We start from the raw sequence: 16,988 nt of genomic DNA, 5'->3' as shown, positions 1-16,988 counted from the left end.
GCCCCGCCCTCAGCGGGCATTGACCGTCAACCGTGCCGGTGCCTCGCCCAAGCCCTGCAGGCCCGGCCGATACATCGCCTCAACTTGCGGCGGCGGCACCCGGTAGCTGCCCGGGGTGACCGCCCGCGCCAGGTACAACAAGTGGGTAGTGCCGTAGCCGTCGAGGTTCAGCGCCGCCACGTAACGGTCATCACGGGCCTCCTGATGGCGGATGTCCGCCGCCTGCAACGCATTCACCCAGTCCCGCACCTGGCTGCTGGCGTTTTCAAGGCTGGCGGCGCTTTGCCCGAGGTTCTGGTTTTCGATTTCCAGGCCCGCCGGCAGCAGGTCGACCACCAGCGCATCCGGCACCCGCTGCTTGGCGCTGACAGCCAGGTGCACCAGCACCAGGTCGCCGCTTTTCAGGGTATCGAGGTTCAGCGGCTTGCCCGCCGGGGTGAGGTAATCACGGCGGATCGCCAACGGGTTGGCGATGGGCGCGGGCGCCTGGGCCGGGTAGCCTGAGAGCGTCAGCTGCTGATAGAGCGGTTGCTCACCGCGGTTGCTCACGCTTAGCGGCGCGGCCAGGGTTGCGCCTTGCAAGTGCAAGCCCTCCTGGCCGGAGGCCATCGCCAACTGGCTGCCGCCCGCCTGCACCTCGGCCGCCCAGGGCTTTTCCGGGTTGCCGAGCACGCCGCGGCCGGCGAGGAACAGCGCGTTGCGTTCCTGGGTCGACAGCCAGCGGTTGGCCGCCACTTGGTCCGCCAGGGCGAACAGGCGTTGCTCGACCACGCCCGCGCCGAGGTGGTTTTCCTCCAGCCGCGCGAGGATCATCGCCTGGTCGCGCAGCGGCGTGCCGTAGTCGTGCAGCCAGCTGTCGCGGGCACGGGTCACGGCCAGGCCGGCCTGCAGGGCCTGCTCGGCGCGCGGGGCGTCGCCCATCTTGCCCAAGGCGATGGCCAACTGCACCAGGGCCAGCCCGGAGCGGGCCTCGCTACGGCGTTCGAACACGGCGCGCAACGCGCCCAGCGGCGCCTGTTGGCTGCGCGCCAGCACAAAGCCGGCGTAGGCCTGCACGGCAAAACGGCTGGCGGCGGCATCGTCGCTGTCGTCCACCTCGATCAGGTTGGGCTCTTGCAGGTAGCGCAGCAGGCGCTCGGCGGTTTTTTTCATCGGCTCGGCCGGCACCGCGTAGCCCTGCTCGCGGGCGCGCAGAAGGAAGTCGCCGACATACGCGGTAAGCCAGTACTCCTCGGGGCTGTCGGCGCTCCAGAGGCCAAAACCGCCGTTGTCGCGCTGCATCCCGAGCAGGCGCTCGATGCCCAGTGCCACCTTGCGCTCGCGGTCGGCCTGCGGCTCGCCCTCCAGGCCCAGGCGCGTGAGGGTCTCCGCATCGGCGTAGAGCGAGGGGTACAGGCCGCTGGCGGTTTGCTCCAGGCAACCGTAGGGGTAAGCCTTCAATGCCTGAATCTGCTCGGCGAGGTTCAGCGGCGGCCGGCTTGAGAGGCTCAGCCAGGCTTCCAGCCCGGCCGGTTCGAAGGCTTGCAACTCGCCGTCGGGCAGTTGCCACTGGCCGCGCTCAAGCACCGCGCGGTAGTGGCGCTGCTGCGCCGGGTAGGCCGGGCGCACGCCGATCGTCCATTGGCGTTGCAGCGGCTCGGCCTGTTCATCGGGCAGCACCAGGCCGTCGACCCTGACCTGCAGCGTGCCCTGGCCGAAGCCGGCGGCGGCCAGCACCGGAAAGCGCAGCGTGGTGCGTTGCCCGGCGGCCAGGCTCAGGCGCCGCGGCGCGGCCTCGGGCAGCGCCAGCAAGCCCTCGGCGCTCAGCGCGACGGTGACCTCCTGCGCCTGGCCAGAGAGGTTGCTCACATCCAGTGCCAGTTCGGCACGGTCGCCGCCCGCGAGAAACCGCGGCGCCGCCAGTTCGGCGATCAACGGCGCGGCTACCACCACCTTGGCCTCGGCCATCCCCACCCGCTCGGCGCTCCAGGCCTGGGCCATCAGGCGCAGTTCGCCGTTGAAGTCCGGGATGGCCAGGCTGACCTCGCCCTCGCCTTGCTCGTTCAGCGCCAGCGGCGTGGCTTGCTGGGCGACGATGGTCACCTGGGTGTCTGGGCGCTTGCCGCCCTTGGCCAGGCCCGCGTCACCGCCAAAGGCCAGGCTGGCCAGGCGCCCGCCGGCTTCGATCAACTGGCCGTACACGTCGAGCTGGTCGGCGCCATAGGCCTTGCGCCCATACAGCCCGGTGAAGGGGTCGGGCGTGGCGAAGTCGGTGATGTTCAGCACCCCGGCGTCTACCGCCGACACCAGCACGTTGGCCTGCCGCGCCGGGCTGCCATCGGCGTTGCGCGCCTGCACGCGCACGGCCAAGGCACGGTTAGGGCGGATTTTATCCGGCGCCTGCAGCTGCAGCGCCAGCTTGCGCTCGGCGCGGTCCAGCGGCAGGTGCAGCAAGCCGACCGCGCGCTTGGGCGTGACGTTGGCCTTGCGCTCGCCGGGGCGCACCACCAGCGCGCTGAGGTAGAGGTCATGGCGGGCCCACTTTGGGTCGAGCTTCACGGCGTACGCCTTGCCTTCGGCCGGCACGTCGATTTCTTGCCACCACAGCGGGCCGTCGCCGCTTTCGACCATCAAATAGCCCTTGCCTGCGGCGGGCGGGGTAACGGTCACCCGCGCCTCATCGCCGCCGGCATAGGCGGGTTTGTCCAGCGCCAACTTGACCTGATCGGGGCGCACCGCGCCGCCGTCGGTGTTGTCCTGCCAGGCGTAGCCCGCCCAAAAGCGCACGCTGCTGGTCAGGCCGGTTTGCGGGTCTTCGGCTTCGAGGCGGTACGGCCCCCACTCCACCGGCACGCTCACCTTCAGCGTGCCGTTTTCGGCAATGCGGTAGGTGTCTTCGCTGAGGTTGAGAAACCGCGCGTTGTAGTTGTAGCTCCAGCCGTCGCTGTCGGAGTAGTTCCAGTAGTAATCGCGACGCTCGCGCACCAGGCGTACCTTAAGGCCTTCGGCGCCGAGCTTGTGCCCGTTGGCATCCGCCAGCAGCAGCTCGAATTCCGCCGGGCCGTCGCCATCGACGTGGGCGATGGCCTGGCCGTTGTCGTCTTCGCTTTGGCCAAACAGCGGGCGAATGCCTACCAGCCGCTCGGCTGGCCATACCGGTTGGCGCAGGGTGCGAGTCACCGGGCGGCCGCCGGCTTCCTGCAGGCTGGCCTGCACGATCACCTCCAGCGGCGAGCGGGCCTGCTGCCACTGGCTGTCGAGGCTCAATTGCAGTTGCCCCTGGGCGTCGAGCTCGCTGTCGTCCAGCTCGAGGTCTTGGCTCAGTTGCTCTTCGCTGGCCGAGCCGAACTGGTAACCCGGCAGGCTCGCCACCGCCTCGCGCAGTGGCCGCACGTACACTTGGCCGGTGAGGCGGTTGCCGGCGGCCGGCGCGCCATAGAGGTAGCGGCCGCTCACGGCAATGCTCAGCGGGGCGTCCATGGCCAGCGGCTCATCGCTGCCTTTGAGCTCCAGCGCCATGCGCTCGGGGAGGAAGTCCTCGACCTGAAAGCTATACGCCTGGGGCTTGCCATCGCCCAGGTCGAACTGCAATTGCCAACGCCCAGTCGGCCCCTCGGCGGCCAGCGGCAGCGCGTACTGGTACAGGCCATTGGCGCCGGGCTGCCAAACGAAACTGCGGCTGGCTTGTTCGTCCGGCTTGCGCACTTGCACCTTGACCGGCTGCGGCGCCACCGGCTTGCCGTCGGCGTCGCGCAGCAGGCCGTTGACCAACACGGTTTCGCCAGGGCGGTAAAGGTCCCGCGGGCCGAACACAAAGAACTGCAACGGGTGGGCGTCGGGGCCGGCGATGTTGAACTCGGTGAGGTCGAGCGCGGCGCTGTTCAGGCGCAGCAGGCTGACCTCGTTGCCCTGGCGCGCCAGCAGCACTTCAGCCTTGGGCGCCAGGGCCAGCTCGGCGTGGCCGGCGTTGTCGGTTTGCCCGTCGGCGAGCACCCGGCCCTGGCCGTCGAGCAGCTGCAAGGCCACCCCGGCCTGGGCCTGGCCGCCTTCCAGTGCCTGGGTGAACACCGCCAGGCGCTTGGCATAGCGGTGCGCCGAGAGGCCGATATTGCTCAGGCTGAACAAGGTGGCCGGCTGCGAATAGTTGTAACTGCCGGCGGCGTGCATCACCGCCAGGTACAGCCCGGGCGCCTGCAGGGGTTTGATCCCGGCCAGCGGCAGCACGAGGTTTTCCCGGGTGTTGGCGGCAGGGTTGAGGTCGAAGCGGCCGGTGTAGGCCAGCTCGGCCATCGCCAGCAGCTCTTTGGACTCGTAGTACTCAAGGCTGACCCCGCGGCCCCAGCGGGCGAGGAACTGCGGCAACTGCTCGGGGCGCACGCGGAAGAAGTCGACATCCACCCGGCCAACGTTCAGGGCGATCACCGGCAAGCCATCGGCCAACCGTGTGGGCAACAGCGAGCCGCGGCTGGCAAAACCGACGGTGGCTTGCAGGTCGCGGGTTTCGAGGCGGGCGCTGTATTCGCTGGGCAACTGCGCGCCATTGACCGCGCGCAGGCCGGCATCGGCGGTGAACACCAGCTTGCGCTTGGGCTCGAGGTGGCGCAGGTGGGCTTCAAGCAGGTTGCTCGAGAGCTCCCAGGCGCCATCGACCTTACCGCTGCTGGCATCGACCAGGTGCAGCTTGCTGGCGTAGTCCACGGTAGGGTCCAGCGGCACGCTGAAGGTCACCGAGAGGGCGCTGGCGCCGTCGAGCTGTACCTCGGAAACATCCGCCACGGCCAGCTCGCGGCCTTGGTAGCGCTGGGCCAGCGCCGCGGTGTCTGGCGGTGGCGCGCTGGCTGGGGCGCTGGCGGCCACGGCGGGCGGCGCCTTGGCTGCGGGCGTGCCGGTGGAAGAAGCATCACAGCCGGCCACCAGCGCCAGCGCGCAGGCCAACAACAGTCCCTTGTTGAACATGAATCCCTCGATGGCAGTTCGCGTTTCGGGCGCAAATATATCTCACCCGAAGTATTTTTTATGTGCTGGCACTTACAATAGGCCGGTGCCATCAACCCCGTGCCCTTTACGTAGTTACCGCGCATGCTCGCCGACTGGAAACACCGCACCACCCATTACCGCGTCTGGGCCCTGGCTGGGCCGATGATCCTCTCGAACATTTCCATCCCGCTGGTGGCGCTGGTCGACAGCGCGGTGATCGGCCACCTGCCCCACGCCCACCAGTTGGGCGCGGTGGCGGTGGGCAGCAGTTTGTTCAGTATCGTCGCCTGGGTGATGGGCTTTTTGCGCATGGGCTCGACCGGCTTTGCCGCCCAGGCCGCGGGCCGTGGCGACGGCGCCGCGTTGCGCCAGGTGCTGGCCCAGGGGCTGTTGCTGGCGGCGCTGCTGGCCAGCCTGCTCGGGGTGCTGGCGGTGCCGCTGGGCCACCTGGCACTGCAGTGGATGAACCCTTCGGCAGAGCTCAATGCCAACACCCTGGCGTTCTTCCACACCCGGCTGCTGGCGCTGCCGGCCACCCTCGGTAACTACGCCCTGGTGGGCTGGTTTCTCGGCACCCAGAACGCCCGCGCGCCGCTGCGGGTGATGCTCACCACCAACGCGCTGAACATCGTGCTCAACCTGTGGTTCGTGCTGGGCCTGAACCTCGGCGTGGTCGGCTCGGCCATGGCCTCGGTGATCGCCGAATGGGCCGCGCTGGTGCTCGGCCTGCTGCTGGCCCGGCCGGCGCTGCGGGCCTTCCCGGGGCGCATCGATTGGCCGGTGCTGCGCCGCTGGCACGCCTGGCGGCCGTTGATCGCGGTCAACCGCGACATCTTCGTGCGCACCCTGGTGCTGCAAGGGGTGCTGTTTTTCATCACGGTGCAGGGCGCCCGGCTCGGCGATGCCACGGTGGCGGCCAACGCCCTGCTGCTCAACGGCCTGACGTTGATCTCGCAAGCCCTCGACGGCCTGGCCCACGCGGTAGAAGCCCTGTGCGGCCACGCCATCGGCCGCCGCGACCGGGACGGGCTGCGCCGCGCGCTGGTGGTCAGCGGCGGCTGGGCACTGCTCGCCAGCCTGGCCTTCGCGCTGGGCTTCGCGCTGTTCGGCGAGCGCTTCATCACCCTGCAAACCAACATCCCCGCAGTGCTCGCGGTGGCCCGCCAATACCTGCCGTACCTGGCCCTGCTGCCGTTGGTGGCGGTTTGGAGCTACCTGCTCGACGGGCTGTTCATCGGCGCCACCCGCGCCCGCGAAATGCGCAACGCCATGGTCGCCACCGCGCTGCTGGCCGCGCCCATCGCCTGGTGGGCCCACGGCTGGGGCAACCATGGGTTGTGGCTGAGCTTTCTGGGGTTCATGGCATTGCGGGCGCTGACCCTGGGGTGGCTGGGCTGGCGGCTGCAGCGGCAGGGGCGGTGGATCCGCGGGTAGTGCAGGGCTGGCGGGTGCTTCGTTTGGCGTAGGCGGGAGGCTGGCTGGGCCGTAATGCTGTTCAAGTTCACTTAAGCAATTTCACGGCTTCATGGGTGGACCAGTCTGTGAGCTCTGCTGATTCCGTGCATGAGCTTCAGGGCCCTTCGCCCGGCACAGCCGGCCTCCCACGGGTTCTGTGTTGCTCCTGAAATCAATGGGTTACACAAATCTGGTGGGAGGCCGGCTGTGCCGGGCGAAGGGCCCTGAAGCTCATGCACGGAATCCGCAGAGCTCAACAGATTGATCCCCTGATTTCGATATACAGGGCATCTGAACGCCCTATCTCGGTAACTTTTCCTACAGCACTCGTCGAACTGCCCTACAAGACATCCGCTAATTAATGCCTTCAAATTGGCATTCAGCGTACTGCAGCGCTCAACCTACTCGCGGCCTCACCCCATGAACAACTCTCTGGACCAGGCGCTAAGCCCGAAGGCCATTTTTCTGAATGCAGCAAGCCTGGCCACCTTCGCCCTGGTCGCCTGCCAGCAGGCCTGCATTGCAGCCGCGGCCTGGTGCCTGACCCGCACCATTGCCCAAGTGCAGGCAGGGGAGCCATTCTTGGCGCCCCTAGGCTTTTACTTGCTGGCAATGATTATCCCCTACCTGCCTGGCTGCCTCTCGTTCGTCACACTGCAACACTGGATAAACCGTACACACCTGCAAATCACCGACGCCATGGTAGACGCCGTAAAGGGCAGGGCCGGCCAGTTCAGCAATAGCGAAGCGAAAGCCGCTTTCGACTCGGCGCTGTCGCGAAATGCTTTTCATGCGGTCGCGCAGTACCTTGGGTTGAGTCACGACTTCGCAGCACTGGCCCTCAACAGCCTGCTCAGTGCGATCGTACTGGGAGTGTTGCTACCCATCGAGTTGGCCGCAGGGTATGCCATAAGTTTGCTGGCGAGCGTGGGCGTGATCCTGGCCATTGCTCCGAGAATACGCCACATGAGCCTAGAGACCGAGAGGCAATTCGCCCGCTACGGGCACCAGCTTGGCTCGGCTTGGGGCAACGTGACGCTGAACAATCGCTACAACATGGGCCATTGGCAACGCCAGCGCCAGCAAGCAGGAACGGCTTACTACCAGGCCAACGTTCGCCTGGCGGCAATTCAACAAGGCGCGAACACCGGTATAGCGTTGATCGCGTTGTTGCCTACGGCTTATCTGGTGTATCACCTGTTGGCTGGGCCCGGGCTGGATGCGGCATTAGCAGCAGCCGTGGTGGTTAACCTGACCCGGATTTTCCATATTCTCGGGGCGCTGAGCACGGTGGTGTATCAGTTGCTGGCGTGGCAGGCGGCGCGGGCCAGGCTGCGGTTTCTAGACGTACAAACCAAAGACCTAGGTGCAGAATCACTCAACCGGCCATTGTCAGGCGCCCTAAGCGTCAATGGCGAACCTCCCTCAGGGGCCTGTGCCATCCTTGAGCGGATCAACGCCTCGGAGCGTGGGCGTTTTACCCTTCGCGGCCCCAATGGGGCGGGAAAATCCACGTTGCTACTGGCACTCAAAGACCACTGGCGCGACGAAGCCTGGCTGGTCCCAGCCCAGTTACACGTGCTGAGCTGGGCGAGCGCCAGTACGCCAGGGTCAACCGGGCAACAGGCATTGGCCATGCTGAGCGAGGTGGTCAACGCCCCGCACATCCCCAGAGTGGTGCTGCTCGATGAATGGGATGCCAACTTGGACGCAGCACACCGCCAGTGTATCGATGGTTGGCTGGATGCCCTGAGTAAACAGCGGGTGGTGGTAGAGGTGCGGCACGGATAGAGGGCCCTTCGCCCGGGGTTGCCGGGCGAAGGGCCTGCCGCTCAGGACGACAGGTAGGAAGACCGCGTCAGCCCCAAACGCAGGGCATCGAGGTACTGGGTACGCTCCCGCGGGCTGATGCGCGCACTGGCGACCTTGTCGCGGTAGTGGGTCATCAGCTCTTCGGGCGACAGGTGCACATAGCGCAGCATGTCTTCGATGGTGTCGTGGGTTTCGATGCCGGCGTGGTACACGCTGCCGCTTGGGGTCTGGTAGATGTTCACCGAGTCGGTGTCACCGAACAGGTTGTGCATGTCGCCGAGGATTTCCTGGTAGGCGCCCACCAGGAATACCCCTAGCAGGTAATCCTCGCCTTCGCGTACTGGGTGCACCGGCATGCTGGTTTCGATGCTTTGCTCATCCACGTACTGCTTGATCTTGCCGTCGGAGTCGCAGGTGAGGTCTTGCAGCACGGCGCGGCGCACGGGCTCTTCGTCGAGGCGGTGCAGCGGCAGGATCGGCAGCACCTGGTCAATCGCCCAGGTGTCGGGCAGGCTCTGGAACACCGAGAAGTTGCAGATGTATTTGTCTGACAGCTTGTCGTTAAGCTCGTCGAGGATCACCCGGTGCGAGCGCTGGCGGGCCTTGAGCATGTTGTGCAGCTTGCGGCACACCGCGAAGTAGCACTGCTCGGCCTGGGCCTTTTGCGCCAGGGTGACCTTGCCGTCGGCGTACTGGGCGGCGATGTCGCCGATGTAATGGGTGGCGCGCCAGTAGGTTTCGGTGACCATTTCCGGGTCCGTGGGGCCCAGCAGGTCGACCAGCCACTTCAGCGTCAGCGGCAGCTCCTGGCCTTCTTCGAATTCCGGCACCTCATCGTTGTGGCGCTCCACATCGGTGACCTGCATCACCAGCATGGCGTGGTGCGCAGTCAAGGCCCGGCCGCTTTCGGAGAAGATGTGCGGGTGCGGAATGCCCTGGGCGTCGCAGAACTCCTTGAGCATGCCCACCACTACGCCGGCGTAATCGTCCATGTCGTAGTTGATCGAGCTGGCGTTGCGCGAGTGGGTACCGTCGTAGTCCACGCCCAGGCCGCCGCCCACGTCGATGTGGTCGACCGGCAGGCCGAGGGCGCGCAGTTCGCCGTAATAGCGGATGGCCTCTTTGAAGCCCTGCTGGTAATCCGCCAGGTTGGCGATCTGCGAGCCCATGTGGAAGTGCAGCAGGCGGATGCCTTGGTCCAGCCCGGCGCCACGGAAGCGCTCTACCACCGACAACAATTGCGCGGCGGAGAGGCCGAACTTGGATTTTTCACCGCCAGTGTCGGCCCACTTGCTCGAGGCCAGCGACGACAGCCGCACCCGTAGGCCCACCTGCGGCTTGACTTTCAGCTCTTCGGCTTCTTCGATCACCAGGCCGACTTCAGACTCTTTCTCGATGACGATGAACACATTGTGGCCGAGCTTCTGGCCAATCAGCGCCAGGCGAATGAACTCGCGGTCCTTGTAACCGTTGCAGACAATGGTGCCGCCCTTCGGCGCCAGCGCCAGCACGGCCAGCAGCTCGGGCTTGGAGCCGGCTTCCAGGCCAATGGAGACGTTCTGGGTGGCGATGATGTTCTCGACCACCGCCTCCTGCTGGTTCACCTTGATCGGGTACAGCGCGGTGTACTGGCTCTGGTATTCCAGGCGCGCGATGTTTTCGTCGAAGGCGCCGGTGAGGGCGCGCACACGGTGCTGGAGGATGTCGGGGAAGCGCACCAACAACGGCAGCGACAGGCCGCTTTTACGCAGTTCTTCGACTTGCTCGTAGAGGTCGATCGGCGCGCTGTCCGGGCCGTTGGGGCGTACCTCAACGCGGCCGGCGTCGTTGATCGCGAAATAGCCGGCGCCCCAGTGGCGAATGCCGTACACCCCGCGGCTGTCGGCCACGGTCCATTGGCTGCCATCGTCTTTGCGTGTGCGTCGTACGGACATCAAAGCCCCCTGTGGTGAGGTCCAAAGGCATGCCGCGGCCCGCGCCACGGCTACATCATGGGAAAGTCTGCGAATGGGCGCGTGCAGTGTAGACGCCACCGCGCGCGCCAGGTTTGGTCGGGCTTACCCGCCGGCCTTCTTGGCCTTCAGGCCCTGCTTGAGCAGTTCGCCGAGCAGCAGCTCGACGTGGTCGCCCTGAATTTCGATCACGCCGTCCTTGAGGGCACCGCCGGTGCCGCAACGGCGCTTGAGCACGGTGGCCAGCTCTTTGAGCTGGTCGGGCGGCAGCGGCACACCGCTGACGGTGGTCACGGTTTTACCGCCACGGCCCTTGGTTTCACGGCGCACGCGGCAAATGCCGTCACCTTGCGGCACGCTGGCCTGGCCGCACACGCACTCGGCCAGCGGCTTGCCGCAATCGGGGCAGTGCCGGCCGGCGTCGGTGGAGTACACAAGGCCACCGAGGGCGGCGAAGGAGGAGGCTTTCTTAGCCACGGGCACCCTCTGGTATCAGGACAGTGAAGGTGGCGCAGTGTAACGGCAAACCGTTGCAGTGCTAAGTACACAAACGCGGCATTTTGCCGGTGTTATGCGACAGATAGCGCTCTAGCGCCCGCAGCGAGTCGGGGCACCAGGGCTCGCCCCCGGCGGCCCGCGCCAACACCTGTTCGGGCGGCAGGAAGCTCGCTTCGCTGATTTCCTCGGGCTGCAGCACCAGGGGGCCGTCCCACACCGCCGAGAACACTGCGCACCACAAGCGGTTGCCGCGTTCGTCGAAGAGGAAGGTGCCGTGCTCGTTGAGCGCCACGCCGCTCACGCCCAGCTCTTCTTGCAGCTCGCGCGCGGCGGATTCGGCATAGCCCTCATCGGCCCCGACCATGCCACCGGCGGCGGCGTCCCAGTAGCCGGGGTACACCGCCTTGCTCAGGGTGCGCTTGTGCACGCACAGGCGCCCGAGGCTGTCGAACAGCAGGATGAAGGTGCCACGGCCGATCAGCCCGCGGGCGCGCATCTCGGCGCGGGGCACCGCGCCGAGCAGGGTGTCGTGTTCATCGACCCAGGCCACCGCCTCGGCGTCGGAGGCGGCGCGGTGCGCCGCTTCGCGTTCGGAGTACACCGGCCTCACCCCTGCGACAGCAGTTGGCGAAGGTCGAGCACCGCGGCGTTGGCGCGCGACAGGTAGTTGGCCATCACCAGCGAATGGTTGGCGAAGATGCCATAGCCGCTGCCGTTCAGCACCACCGGGCTCCACAGCGGCTCTTGGGCGGTTTCAAGCTCGCGGATGATCTGCCGCACGCTGACCGCGGCGTTCTTCTTGGCCAGCACGTCGGCGAAGTCGACCTCCACCGCGCGCAGCAGCAGCGACAGCGCCCAGGCTTGGCCGCGGGCTTCGTAGAACACGTCGTCGATCTTCAGCCAGGGGGTTTCTTCGTACTCTTCGTCGAGCTGCGCCGGCTGGCCTTCGACCACGGTGTCAGTCTTCGAGGTGGCGTTGAGCTTGACCCGCCCGACGCTGGCCGACAGCCGCTGCGACAACGAACCCAGGCGGGTGGACACATCACCGAGCCAGTTGTTGAGGTTGTCGGCGCGCGCATAGAAGAAGGCGCTCTTCTGGTCAGGCGAGCTCAGGCGTTTTTCGTAGTTGTCGAGCAGGTCGATGCCGCGCTGGAACTCCGACTCGCTGGAGGGAAACATCCAGCTGCGGTTATCGAAATTGAAGCGCGGCTCGGCCTGGGCCAGGTCGCCGTCTTCGGCGGACTGCGACTGCGAGCGGGCGAAGTCTTTGCGCAGCGCGCGGCTCATGTCACGCACCTGCACCAGCACGCCGAATTCCCAGTTGGGCATGTTGTCGAGCCACAGCCCTGGCGGGAAACGGTCGTTGGCGATGTAGCCACCGGGCTTGGTCAGCAGGGTGCTGGCGACAGTTTTGAGGGTTTCGACCGTGGTGTAGCCGGCGACCATCTGGCGGCCGTCGCGCTGGGCATCGAGCTGGGCGTTTTGCTGCACCTGGAACAGCGACGGCTCGCGGCTCCAGTACATGCCCAGCACCGCTGCCACCACCAGGTACACCACCACCACGCCGATCACCGCGCGGCTGAGCAACAGGGTTTTCCAGTAGCCGCGGGGGGCCTTGGCGGCAGCGGGCTCGGCGGCCGGGGCGGCCTGGGCTTTGCCTGTGCGTTTTTTCCAGTCCAGCATGGCGGGGTCCTTGTGCATTGGCATTCAACACGCTTCGACCGCGGCACCGCACTAAGGTGCGCCCGGCAAGCATCGCACGGCACTATAAAGCATCGTTTCCCCAGGCGCCGAACCGGAAACGACTTCTCGCACATTCGCGCACGGCGCCCACGCCGCTGGTCTCTTACTTTTCAGAAACATGACGTATGACACTAAAACGACCGTTCGCAACTGATAGCATAGAGCCATTACTCTATCCCGCGATCGGTTCTCATGGCCGTTTTCCCCGACAGCACCCAGGCCCGCCTGCAACGGCACTTTGCCCAACGGCTGGCTAATCAGGTCCGTGAGGTTCTGGCCTTGTGGCAGCAGATACGGGCAGCGCAACCGGGCAGCGGCACGCCGCTGACCGCGCTGGAAGCCGCCACCCAGCGGCTGGCGCGCAGCGCCGAGCGGCTGGAGCAAGTGGAGTACCTGTTGCTGGCCATGGCCCTGCTGCAAACCCTGCAGCGCGCGCGCCAGGCGCTGGCCCCGGAAGCCGAAACCCTCGCCGAACTCGACGGCCTGATGCACAAGCTGTCGCGCAGCGCGCTGCGCCACGACGACGTGCTCGCCCACACGCCACTGCCGCCAAGCCCGCACCCGCTGTACCTGCTACTGAAAAGCCCGCGCCAGGCCGAGCGCCTGGCGGACCAGTTGGAAACCTTCGGCGTGGCCGCCATGGCCCTGGCCAACCTCGCCAGCGCCGAAGCGGCGCTGTCCAGCCAGCCGCCTAGCGCGCTGCTGATCGACGTCGACTTCGAGGGGCCGCTGCAGGGGCTGGCCTTGGCCGGCGCACTGATGCCGCGCCTGCCAGCGGGCACGCCGGTGCTGTTCTATCGGTTCGAAGAGGCCGATACCGCGATCCGCCTGGCCGCGGTGCGCCAGGGCGGCAAGGCGTTCCTCAGCGCGGCGCTGGAAGCCCCGCGCCTGCTCGAAACCCTCGAAAGCCTGACCCACGTGGCCCGGCACAGCCCCTACCGGGTGCTGGTGATCGACGATTCCATCGCCCAGGCCATGCACACCGAACGCATGCTGGCCAACGCCGGCATCGACGCCCGCGCCCTGAGCGACCCGATGCAGGCCCTGGCGATGCTCGCCGAGTTCCAACCCGACCTGCTTGTGCTCGACCTCTACATGCCCCAGTGCAGCGGCCCCGAGCTGGCCCGGGTGATCCGCCAGAACGAACGCTACATGGGCCTGCCGATCATCTACCTGTCGGCCGAGCAAGACCTCGACAAACAGCTCGACGCGCTCACCGAGGGCGGCGACGACTTCCTGGTCAAGCCGGTGCGTTCGCGGCAGTTGATCACCACCGTGCGCAACCGCGCCGAACGCGCTCGCCAGCTCGGCGCGCGGATGGTCCGTGACAGCCTGACCGGGCTGTTCAACCACACGTACATCCTCCAGCAACTCGAAGACTGCATCGCCCGCGCCCGTGCCCACGGCCAGCCGCTGTGCTTCGCGATGCTCGACATCGACCACTTCAAGAAGGTTAACGACACCCACGGCCACCCCATGGGCGACCGGGTGATCAAAAGCCTGGCGTTGTTCCTTGGCCAGCGCCTGCGCCGCACCGACTTCATCGGCCGCTACGGTGGCGAGGAATTCGCCATCGTGATGCCCGCCACCGAGCTCGAAGCCGCCTGCCAGGTGCTGGACGACATCCGCCAGCGCTTCGCCGGCATCCTCTACCCGGCCGCGCCCCAGGAGCTGCGCTGCACCTTCAGCGCCGGGGTGGTGCAGATGAGCGAGGCCACCGACAGCCTGCTGCTGGCGGCGCTGGCCGACGAAGCCCTGTACCGGGCCAAGGCCCAAGGGCGCAACCAGGTGGTCGCGGCGGGTTGACGCTGGCCACCGGAAGATCTCTTAATCGGCACTTATAGAAGCCGCCGTTATCATGCGGCGGTTTCCTCGCTGCCGTAAGAGAGCCCCATGCGCCGTTTTTTCCTGTTCGTTGTACTGTTGTGCCTCGCCCTGCCCGCCAGCGCCGACCTGCTCGGTAGCCGCCCGGCCATCGGCCTGGGCGCACCGCTAGACAACAGCAGCCAGTTCCTGCCGGTCGAGCGCGCCTTCGAGCTCAGCCAGGCCGACAACGCCAACGGCGACATCACCCTGCGCTTCGTTGCCGCCGACGGCTACTACTTGTACCGGCACCGCTTTCAGTTCCACACCGAGCCCGCGGACGTGGCCCTCGGCACGGCGCAACTGCCTGCTGGCGAGCGCAAGCACGACGAATACTTCGGTGATGTCGAGGTGTACCACAACATCGTTGACGTCACCCTGCCACGCCCGGCCGCGGCCCAGGGCGCCTTCACCCTGGTGGTGGGCTATCAGGGCTGCGCCGACAAAGGCCTGTGCTACCCGCCACAAACGGTGCGGCTGAGCATTCCCGCCGCCACCGACAGCACGCCCAGCGCCGCCGCACCCGCAGCGCCCGCCACAGCCGCGGCAACCCCGGCCCCGGCGGCCTGGCGCTGGCAAGACCTCGCGCTGTTTTTCCTCGCCGGCCTGGGCCTGACCTTCACCCCCTGCGTGCTGCCGATGCTGCCGATCCTCTCGGGGGTGGTGCTGCGCGGCAAGGTTGGCGGCTGGCGCGGGTTTTCCCTGTCGCTTGCCTACGTGTTGCCGATGGCGCTGTGCTTCGCCGTGCTGGGGGCGCTGATGGGCGTGTTCGGCGCCGGCATGAACCTGCAGGCGCGGTTGCAATCGCCGTGGGTGCTGGTGCCGTTTTCGCTGTTCTTCGTGGCCTTCGCCCTGGCGATGTTCGGCCTGTTCGAGCTGCGCCTGCCGCGGGCGCTCAACGACCGCCTCGACGCCCTGGCCAACCGCACCGAGGGCGGCTCGCTACTGGGCGCGGCGGTGCTCGGGGTGCTGTCCAGCCTGCTGGTATCGCCCTGCGTTTCAGCGCCGCTGGCGGGCGCCTTGTTGTACATCAGCGCCAGCGGCGACGCGCTGGGCGGTGGCCTCAAGCTATTGGCACTGGGCCTGGGCATGGGCACGCCGCTGCTGGTGGTGGGCACCGGCGGCGCGGCGCTGCTGCCGAAAAGCGGCGCCTGGATGAACACCGTCAAGCATGGCATCGGCGTGTTGCTGCTGGCGGTAGCGATCGCGCTGTTGGCGCGGGTGCTCCCAGGGCCGGCCACGTTGCTGCTGGCCGGCTGCCTGGCGGTGGGCACGGGGCTGTTTCTCGGCGCGCTGGAGCTACAGCCCAAGGCGCCGCGCCAACGCCTGGCGCAGCTGCTCGGCCTGTTGCTGCTGTGCTACGGCTTGGCCAGTTGGGTCGGTGCCCTGCAGGGCAACGGCAACCCGTTGCAACCGCTGGCGGCCAGCCCGGGCAACGGCGCGGCGCCGGCCAGCGCCGGGCAGGCCTGGCAAACCGTGAGCAGCAGCGCCGAGCTGAGCGCCGCCCTCGCCGCCGCCACGCAAGCCGGCCAGCCCGTGGTGCTCGACTGGTACGCCGACTGGTGCATCAGTTGCAAGGTGATCGAGCACGAGGTGCTGCCCGATGCTACCGTCACTGGCAAGCTGGCGGGCTTCAGCCGCATCCGCTTCGACATGACCGCCAGCAACGACGACCAACGCCGCTTGCTCGACCGCTACACGCTGTTCGGCCCGCCGGCGATCCTGTTCTTCGACGCCCAGGGCCGCGAGCAGAAACACGCGCGGGTGGTGGGTGAAACGACCGCGGCGCAATTTGCCGCGATCATCCCGCAATCAGCGCCTGTGCAGCGTTGAGCCGAGAAAATCGCGATACAGTGAAGTTTCGGTAAACATGCAGGCTACTTCGGCAAACTGGACATTACCTAGCGTTTTCCGGCATAGTCGCCCAGCGTCGAACAACAACCAACGCCAAAGGAACGCCATGTTGCCTAAATCGGCCCTTGCCCTACCTGGGCGTCGGTTTTTGCCCACCGGCCCGCTCACCTACGTGACGCATTGCCGCCCGTGAGCATCCCACTGTTCGATGCGCGCGTTTCCACCGCTTCATTCGCGTGCGATCACGGACTTATTCGCGCCAGCTTGGCCAAGCCCTTCGGGCCCCGTGCTGGCTTGCGGCCCTGACCTACGGCGGGCCGCGCGCAATGCTTGCAACCTATGCCTTGAAACCCCTGAACATCCTTGGGAGTTGATGATTAATGGATATTCGTAAAGTCAAAAAACTGATCGAGCTGCTGGAAGAGTCCGGCATCGACGAACTGGAGATCAAGGAAGGCGAGGAATCCGTACGGATCAGCCGCCACAGCAAGGCCCCCGCACAGCAGTACTACGCCGCCCCCGCGCCTTACGCCGCACCGGCCGCCGCCCCTGCTCCGGCTGCCGCGCCTGCCGCTGCCGCCCCGGCCGCGCCTGCCGAAGCCAAGCTCAACGGCACCGTGGCACGCTCGCCGATGGTCGGTACCTTCTACCGCAAGCCATCGCCAACCTCGCCGAACTTCGCTGAAGTGGGCCAGGTGGTGAAGAAGGGCGACACCCTGTGCATCGTCGAAGCCATGAAGATGATGAACCACATCGAAGCCGAAACCAGTGGCACCATCGAGTCCATCCTGGTTGAAGACGGCCAGCCGGTTGAGTTCGACCAGCCGCTGTTCACCATCGTTTGATCCGCGGAGA

10 protein-coding genes are annotated in these 16,988 nt (G+C 66.8%); 5 read left to right on the top strand and 5 right to left on the bottom strand.

What is annotated here, in order from left to right; genetic code table 11:
* Window positions 1–9: 9 nt before the first annotated feature.
* Window positions 10–4,935, bottom strand: a complete 4,926-nt coding sequence (locus ACFZCE_RS10265) for an MG2 domain-containing protein (protein ID WP_390938565.1) — start codon at window positions 4,933–4,935, stop codon at window positions 10–12.
* A 123-nt stretch (window positions 4,936–5,058) separates the two neighbouring features.
* Between ACFZCE_RS10265 and ACFZCE_RS10260 the strand changes: the two genes are divergently transcribed.
* Window positions 5,059–6,390: an MATE family efflux transporter gene (locus ACFZCE_RS10260; protein WP_390938563.1), complete on the top strand. Its 1,332-nt coding sequence runs from the start codon at window positions 5,059–5,061 to the stop codon at window positions 6,388–6,390.
* Window positions 6,391–6,831: 441 nt separating this feature from the next.
* On the top strand, window positions 6,832–8,202 hold the full coding sequence (locus tag ACFZCE_RS10255) for a hypothetical protein (RefSeq protein ID WP_390938561.1): 1,371 nt from the start codon (window positions 6,832–6,834) through the stop codon (window positions 8,200–8,202).
* Window positions 8,203–8,243: 41 nt separating this feature from the next.
* Here the strand turns inward: ACFZCE_RS10255 and speA are convergent, their stop codons facing one another.
* The 4 genes from speA to ACFZCE_RS10235 all read right to left on the bottom strand — a co-directional run bounded on the left by speA (window position 8,244) and on the right by ACFZCE_RS10235 (window position 12,356).
* Window positions 8,244–10,157 (bottom strand): arginine decarboxylase, encoded by a 1,914-nt coding sequence (gene speA, locus ACFZCE_RS10250; RefSeq protein ID WP_390938559.1) that lies wholly within the window; start codon window positions 10,155–10,157, stop codon window positions 8,244–8,246.
* 123 nt (window positions 10,158–10,280) lie between these two features.
* The gene (locus ACFZCE_RS10245; protein ID WP_390938557.1) at window positions 10,281–10,652 is read right to left on the bottom strand and encodes a translation initiation factor Sui1; all 372 of its coding nucleotides are present in this window, start codon (window positions 10,650–10,652) and stop codon (window positions 10,281–10,283) included.
* A gap of 61 nt (window positions 10,653–10,713) precedes the next feature.
* On the bottom strand, window positions 10,714–11,274 hold the full coding sequence (locus tag ACFZCE_RS10240; protein WP_390938555.1) for an NUDIX domain-containing protein: 561 nt from the start codon (window positions 11,272–11,274) through the stop codon (window positions 10,714–10,716).
* Window positions 11,275–11,279: 5 nt separating this feature from the next.
* A complete protein-coding gene (locus ACFZCE_RS10235; protein ID WP_390938649.1) occupies window positions 11,280–12,356 on the bottom strand; it encodes a DUF2333 family protein in 1,077 nt (358 codons plus the stop codon).
* Between the two features lie 252 nt (window positions 12,357–12,608).
* Between ACFZCE_RS10235 and ACFZCE_RS10230 the strand changes: the two genes are divergently transcribed.
* The 3 genes from ACFZCE_RS10230 (at window position 12,609) to accB (ending at window position 16,978) form a co-directional block, all read left to right on the top strand.
* A complete protein-coding gene (locus tag ACFZCE_RS10230; protein WP_390938553.1) occupies window positions 12,609–14,222 on the top strand; it encodes a diguanylate cyclase in 1,614 nt (537 codons plus the stop codon).
* Window positions 14,223–14,309: 87 nt separating this feature from the next.
* Complete coding sequence (dsbD, locus tag ACFZCE_RS10225; RefSeq protein WP_390938551.1) at window positions 14,310–16,112, top strand: protein-disulfide reductase DsbD; 1,803 nt, start codon at window positions 14,310–14,312, stop codon at window positions 16,110–16,112.
* Between the two features lie 401 nt (window positions 16,113–16,513).
* The gene (gene accB, locus ACFZCE_RS10220) at window positions 16,514–16,978 is read left to right on the top strand and encodes an acetyl-CoA carboxylase biotin carboxyl carrier protein (RefSeq protein ID WP_390938549.1); all 465 of its coding nucleotides are present in this window, start codon (window positions 16,514–16,516) and stop codon (window positions 16,976–16,978) included.
* The last annotated feature ends 10 nt before the right edge of the window (window positions 16,979–16,988 follow it).

The sequence above is a fragment of the Pseudomonas sp. NPDC007930 genome (assembly GCF_042958985.1).
GTDB lineage: Bacteria > Pseudomonadota > Gammaproteobacteria > Pseudomonadales > Pseudomonadaceae > Aquipseudomonas.
This window is presented reverse-complemented; position numbering and strand designations above follow the sequence as displayed.